Origin of the sequence: Desulfoluna sp., from assembly GCF_030145185.1 — a bacterium.
Classification (GTDB): Bacteria; Desulfobacterota; Desulfobacteria; order Desulfobacterales; family Desulfolunaceae; genus Desulfoluna.
The window spans coordinates 1-5,783 of the sequence record NZ_JAQYWB010000143.1 but is presented as its reverse complement, the minus strand read 5'-3'; the positions used below and the strand labels follow the sequence as shown (position 1 = coordinate 5,783).

Sequence of the window (5,783 nt, the reverse complement as noted above, 5' to 3'; positions counted from 1 at the left end):
TGCTTGATATCCTTTACATACCAGGACAAGCTTGAAAACCGTTCTCGGTAGTGCTCCAGTTGGCCTTCAGGGAACTCCGTGCCTTTTGTGTAGAGAAGCATAAATCGACGCCTCACTTCATCATCCGAGAGCATGGAAACCGGCAATATCTCAGTGAGGAGATGCCAATGATTCCCCATAATTGAAAATCCGATGACCTCCACTGCATACACCATTGAAAATCGCTTGATGACACGAACCAATTCGTCTTTCTCAGCGTCTTTAAAGGGCAACCCGTCCAACGCCGTGCGACTGATTACATGGTAAACCGTTTTTTGGTTTGAATCTGTCCTGAGCATCCGGGGAATACGAGGCATAAGGCTCTTCTCCTTGGAATTTCGTGTCAGAATCTCTGGTAGGGTAGAGGGGACTTAAATATAAATTTAAAGTAAATAAAGCGTGTTGGGCTTTTCGGTGATCATCTCATGGGGTGTTTGAAAGATCAAGCGCATCTTGCCCGTCCCCTGGTTCGTCCCCTGGTTCGTCCCCTGGTTCTCTGGTTCCCTGGTTCCCTGGTTCCCCTGGTTCCCCTGGTTCCCCTGGTTCATTCTGTCCCCTGGTTCATAGTGCCGTTCACTTGGAATAGTTGTTGGGGTAATACGCCCTGTCTAATCATAGCGAATAGACAGAACGAAACTACGTCAAAATTTTTGTCCGTCACTCTATTCCAAAAACGTGATGGCTGATTCTCTCTTTTCGTTGATCTTCCATCATAGAGTTCATTCGGCAGAGCCCATGAACTCTAACCTTTGGCTGCTCCCAAGGTTTTCCATGCTGGAATAAATTTATCAGGATCTTTTAGGTTGTTTTTATCAAATCACCAGACATAAAGCAGGTCAAGGCTTGCGCTCCATTCTTGGCCATGGCTGTGCTCCGTATGGACAAAATCACAATGGACCTGAAATGAACTCGAAATATCGGTGCCAAGACCGACTCCTGAGATGAATGCGTTTTCACCTCTGTTTTGTCCGACAAAGGTTTGTTTGAAGTCCGGCAGTGAGACAAGGGCTGCGTCGATTTCGTGTTCGTTGTTTTTGTTTGCGTAAAAATCATGTTCATATCGAACAAATACCAGGGGGTAAACCGGGACTCTTTCTGAAAAACATGCAAAGCGAGCCATCATGCCACCCGAAGAGATAATTGAATGAGCGTCTGCGGAATCCACTTTGAGGCTGATGTCAGGGTTGCCTGATTCTGTGAGTGATTCCTGACTGTAAAATATATATTTGACTCCAAGCTCTGGCGACAGAGTCACCCAGTCATTTTGGTACGCCTGTATGGTGCCTTTGCCCCCGAGATAGAAGCTGTGACTGCTGTAATCTGCCGTTGCTGTCGTTGTCAGCTCAGACAACTGCGCAAGTCGATCTGAATTGTGCTCACCAAAGGCATATCCCATGACTCCGTGCAGGTTAAGACGATGAACGTCCCAAGCATTGAGATACAATCCAAGATGGTATGTTTTTCCGTCAAAGTCTTGTATTGCCTTGTCGTGTTCATCCATTTTCTGTGAACCGAAAGATAAATACGCTCCGAGAGAGCGAGTCTCTGATGCTACGATATCCTGGCCCATGGTCAGGCCGACCAGAGTGTAGTCGAAATCTCCCAGTTCGCCGCTTCCTTCAACGTCGCCTTCTGTGTAAATTTTATCGGCCCAAAAACGTCTGTGCAACGTCGGCAGGTCCAGGCCTTTATCCTTTACCGGACTGACTCCACGTCGTTGCGCCGTCTGGTCAAGGACGGTATTCATGACCATATCGGCTTTTTCCAGGGCGATTGTGATGTACGAAGAGTAGGGCTCGGGGTGAATGGAATCTATGTGTTGTGAGACCTGGGCATTGGTCAGGGTATCCAACTGGTTGATGACGGTTTCATTGCCCTTACTGACGGCGTTGAGCAGCAGGTTTGCGGAGGCCTTGTGATTCTTGCTTGTCAGGGAGGGGTGCTTGGCAAGGTGGTCATAATCTTTGTCTGCGATCAGGGTGACATCCGGGTGTCCGTTTGTCGACTTATCAAGGACACCAAAATCAATCAACGCCGGGACACTTCCTCCCTCGCCAATGGGAATGGACTGGCCTTTCAGTTCGATATCGGTTGTTCCCGTTTTTCCGGGCCTTGCTGCGATGACGGTGAACTCCTTTCCGTTGAGTTCATCCGCGGACGGGCTCCCAGACACATGAACGTCGAGTTTGCCCAATTGAGCCAGGTAGATCCCCCCGTCACCATATTCAAGAAGGTCATTGGTTGTCACTCCGTTGGCGTCGACATGTAAGTCGGTTCGATAGATGCCGCCATCGAAAAGCCCCGAGTCGAGAAGCGCTTTTTGAGATTGCGGTGAATATGCATTCATGCCCTGTTCAGAAACGCTGTTATAAAAACCGACGCGCGCGTCGGTGGATATCGTTCCAATGGCGCTGCCGGTATAATAATTCGATCCGGGGCTTAGCACGCCATCTTTCGCAGCATCGCTTCCCGGATTGTACACGTTCAACGCGCTGGAACCCGAAGCAACCGTTACCGTGCCATTGCCAACCAATTGCCCCTCGACATCAAGCGTTCCATTGTCACTGATGTCTACGTTCAGGGCTGGCGTTATCGGCAGAAGTCCGTCAGGCCCCACACGAATTATTCCGTATTGACTTGCTTTGATCGTGTTTCCCGCCTGGACAATGACAGGTTGACCATCATACAAATCAAAGACTCCTCTATTCTGCGCGTGAATTATTCCCCCTGCGAAAATGATTGGATTGTCGATTCGCAATCTGCTGTCATTGTCAATGGTAATACTTAAGTTCTCATCGAGGAATACGCCGGAAATGACGTCAACCCGTTCCAGCCGGTCAAGCGTCAGTGTAGACCCCGGATTTGTTCCTATGATGGTCGTGACCCGGACGTTATTATCACGGGTGTCGGAACCCGATAACGTGCTGTTTCCCGAAACAACGAGGGAGTTCATGGTGATTCGACTTTGTGGGGCCAGGGACACAGCGGAATCTTTTAATGCGAGTGTTTCCGTAACGAGGAAAGCCCTGTTTCCGAGCTGTATATCGGATTGATCCAGTGAAAGCGAATACACGGAGAGACGTGTGTTACTCCCCTGCACGGAAAGGTTGGACCCATTTGAGAATGTCCACCGCGTATTTTGGTCCTTGAAGGCGTCTACGACTGAATCCCGAATAGTCATGGACGCATTGTTTGCAGTCACTGCCATTGGAGCATCGAATCTCAATGGATCTTCCGTTCCGCTATCGCGGATTTCAAATGTCGCCCCGGGGCTGATTGTGAGAGTGGTCGGTACGGTTACGGCATAGCTCAAATTCCAGTTGAAAAAGGCATTGTCGCCGCTGACCGCGTTGATTGCCAACGGTGCGTCACGGAACACCACTTCGCCGTTGACGGAGAATCCAAATTCGCTGTTTATGAGATGTATCTCGTTCGTCGTGCCGAGAAAACGCCACTGCGAGCCACTGTCGAAAATAGTATCTTTAAGTGTCAGCTTTTCCGTCGTGATGAAGCGAATGGCTGAGTTGTCCGTCTCTGAGAATCGGTCCTGGGCCGTGAGCAGAGAAAAATATCCTTTGCCGGATGGAAGAAGAGTGTGTCCGGCTTGGGGGCGAAAAGTGATATCCCTAAATATGGTCTGGTTTCTGTCGGTCTTTCGATAATCGATATTATTCGCCTGGCCGGCATTGTCCACACCCTGCGTCCCATTGAAACCTGGAATATACTCGAAAATAAGAGAATCTTTTGCAGGGTCGCCGCTGCCGATTTCGTCAATCCAAAGTCCTGCTGTGATGACCGGGTTGGACCCGGCAAATGAAAGACTGCTTACGAAAAAGAAGAAGAGGAGGAGGAGGATAAGTGTCAACAATCGTGTGGCTGAACCCGTGTCGATTATCCGAGAAACGTGTGGCATGATCCCTCCTGTCAGGTTTCTATGACTTTGATATATAGGCTGGATTGTATGAATCGGGATTTATTATCAGATAAATAAGCTGTGCCCAGAAAAACTGTCTGATAAGGATTCATATGAAATGCAGCAGAAAGAGGCAGCCCGCTACTTTTTATTAAACTATCCTAATATCATTATAAAAATCAATAAAACCTTCAGGCGATTCAACTTTTTATAGCAAAATAAGGTGACCGACGGGACTCATGTAAATGGGTGCCCCCTTTAAACGTAGATTTTTTGTCAAAGGTCAAGACGCGACCTCTGTTCCGCACTATTCCACATCCACACCAAGTGCATGCCAATAGGGTCGAAAACCGTCTACTGCCACATCAGCCACAAGATCAAGAAACGGCACGTAATTAATCCCATTAAACCACCAGCTCTGCTGGTGCGCTCCCAATAGGCTTTGCCGGTCAGGCGAGATAAACTTTCTTCCCGAGGGCCCCGAAGGGGCAGGTCGGGAAGGAAGTTAGTATGAAAGATTATGAGAGCCTATCGCACGTAAAGTGGGAATGCACATACCATGTGGTCTGGATTCCAAAGTACAGACGTAAAAGTTTGTACGGCCATATACGACGGCGTTTCGGTCGGTAGGTGTCAAGATAGTTGTCGTCTATACACTTCAAGCTGCGGCCCATCATAGGTCGTCAAGAGCCGCCTTTTCGGGGTTGAGGTAGACGTATTTTTTGTGTGCCATGTCCTTGCCAGGATAACGACACACAAAAGAAGCCGCATCGGAGTGCGGCACTCCATATCGGGCGGCTTTTTCGGCATTTTTTCAGGTGGCGGTAGGTGGCGGGGACAGGCAAGATACGCTCTCAATGGTTTAGGAACGAACACATGATATATTGATCAAAGAACCTGCCTCCGGCGGGTCGCTTTTTGAAAAAAGCTCCCGTCTTCGCCGAAAGGCTGCGCCGTGGCAAGCCGCAAAAATGTTTGCGATGAAATACCTTTCTCTCCCGCCTCAAGGCGGTAGAGAAAGGGCGTGGTGAAAGCATTCATAAATGATATGTAGAGGTTACTGTACGTGTCGGGTAGCCGCAATCGTTTTAAAACCTGTTTGTCTAACTTTTCAAGGCAGGCCACCGGAGGCGTTATTATCTGCAGCTCTGATGCCTTGAATGCAGGTGCGCTCGACTTGTAAAATAATCGGGTTACCCTGCGTACCCTGAGGAATCATCCCCCACTTTGGGTGGTTTTCCCCCAAAATATCTCAAGGCCTTCAATGACCCGCGTTTTGAAAACAATAAAGCACACGACTGAGGAAGGCTTCCCCAGATGGGTCCGGCTTCTTCACTCTCGTCCTTTCACGCTCGTCCCTATAAAATACATCCAAAAAAACAAATATATAGCTGCATTCCTGGTGCTTTTCTCTCGATATGGCATGAATTATGTATTGAAGAATGCGCAAGACTCATCGATCGATATGAGCCCAGACAGTGAATCACTGGCATCTCCTGCGACAGATGGCTTCACGATTAAATCCGGTGTCAATGACCGCTGCAGCGCCAAGCCGTTCATCACCTTGAATTGGCATCATTCATTTTACAGGGCCCTTGCCTGCCCTCATCTGAGATTCTAACCCGGATATTTCATGAGAAAACTGTTGGGTCAACTCAATAAGAGATTATTACAGTTGGTTGCACAATAAAATATAGACATTTCAAAAATGCAAAATGTAATTCACCCTTTCCTGCTCGCTTTTCTCACCCTTCGGGCGAGCCGAGTACACCCATCTTCTGCGTTATCAGAGCTTTGAGGTAAACCACTACATCTGCAGCTCTGATGCCTT

General features: G+C 48.5%; 3 protein-coding genes and 1 pseudogene. 1 reads left to right on the top strand and 3 read right to left on the bottom strand.

The window, feature by feature from the left end:
- The 3 genes from Q1Q75_RS22395 to Q1Q75_RS22385 all read right to left on the bottom strand — a co-directional run.
- The coding region (locus Q1Q75_RS22395; RefSeq protein ID WP_300675420.1) for a hypothetical protein at positions 1 to 356 on the bottom strand (356 nt) is incomplete at its 3' end.
- Positions 357 to 422: 66 nt separating this feature from the next.
- A complete protein-coding gene (locus Q1Q75_RS22390) occupies positions 423 to 587 on the bottom strand; it encodes a hypothetical protein (protein WP_300675418.1) in 165 nt (54 codons plus the stop codon).
- A 269-nt stretch (positions 588 to 856) separates the two neighbouring features.
- Positions 857 to 3,952, bottom strand: a complete 3,096-nt coding sequence (locus tag Q1Q75_RS22385) for an autotransporter domain-containing protein (RefSeq protein WP_300675416.1) — start codon at positions 3,950 to 3,952, stop codon at positions 857 to 859.
- Between the two features lie 510 nt (positions 3,953 to 4,462).
- Between Q1Q75_RS22385 and Q1Q75_RS22380 the strand changes: the two are divergent.
- A pseudogene (locus tag Q1Q75_RS22380) lies at positions 4,463 to 4,564 on the top strand (transposase); the annotation flags it as partial.
- Positions 4,565 to 5,783: the final 1,219 nt, after the last annotated feature.

What these genes read in the sequence shown, in the direction of transcription:
- Q1Q75_RS22390 (WP_300675418.1), bottom strand. Translation starts at nt 587, where the DNA reads ATGAACCAGGGGAACCAGGGGAACCAGGGGAACCAGGGAACCAGGGAA.
- Q1Q75_RS22385 (WP_300675416.1), bottom strand. Translation starts at nt 3,952, where the DNA reads ATGCCACACGTTTCTCGGATAATCGACACGGGTTCAGCCACACGATTG.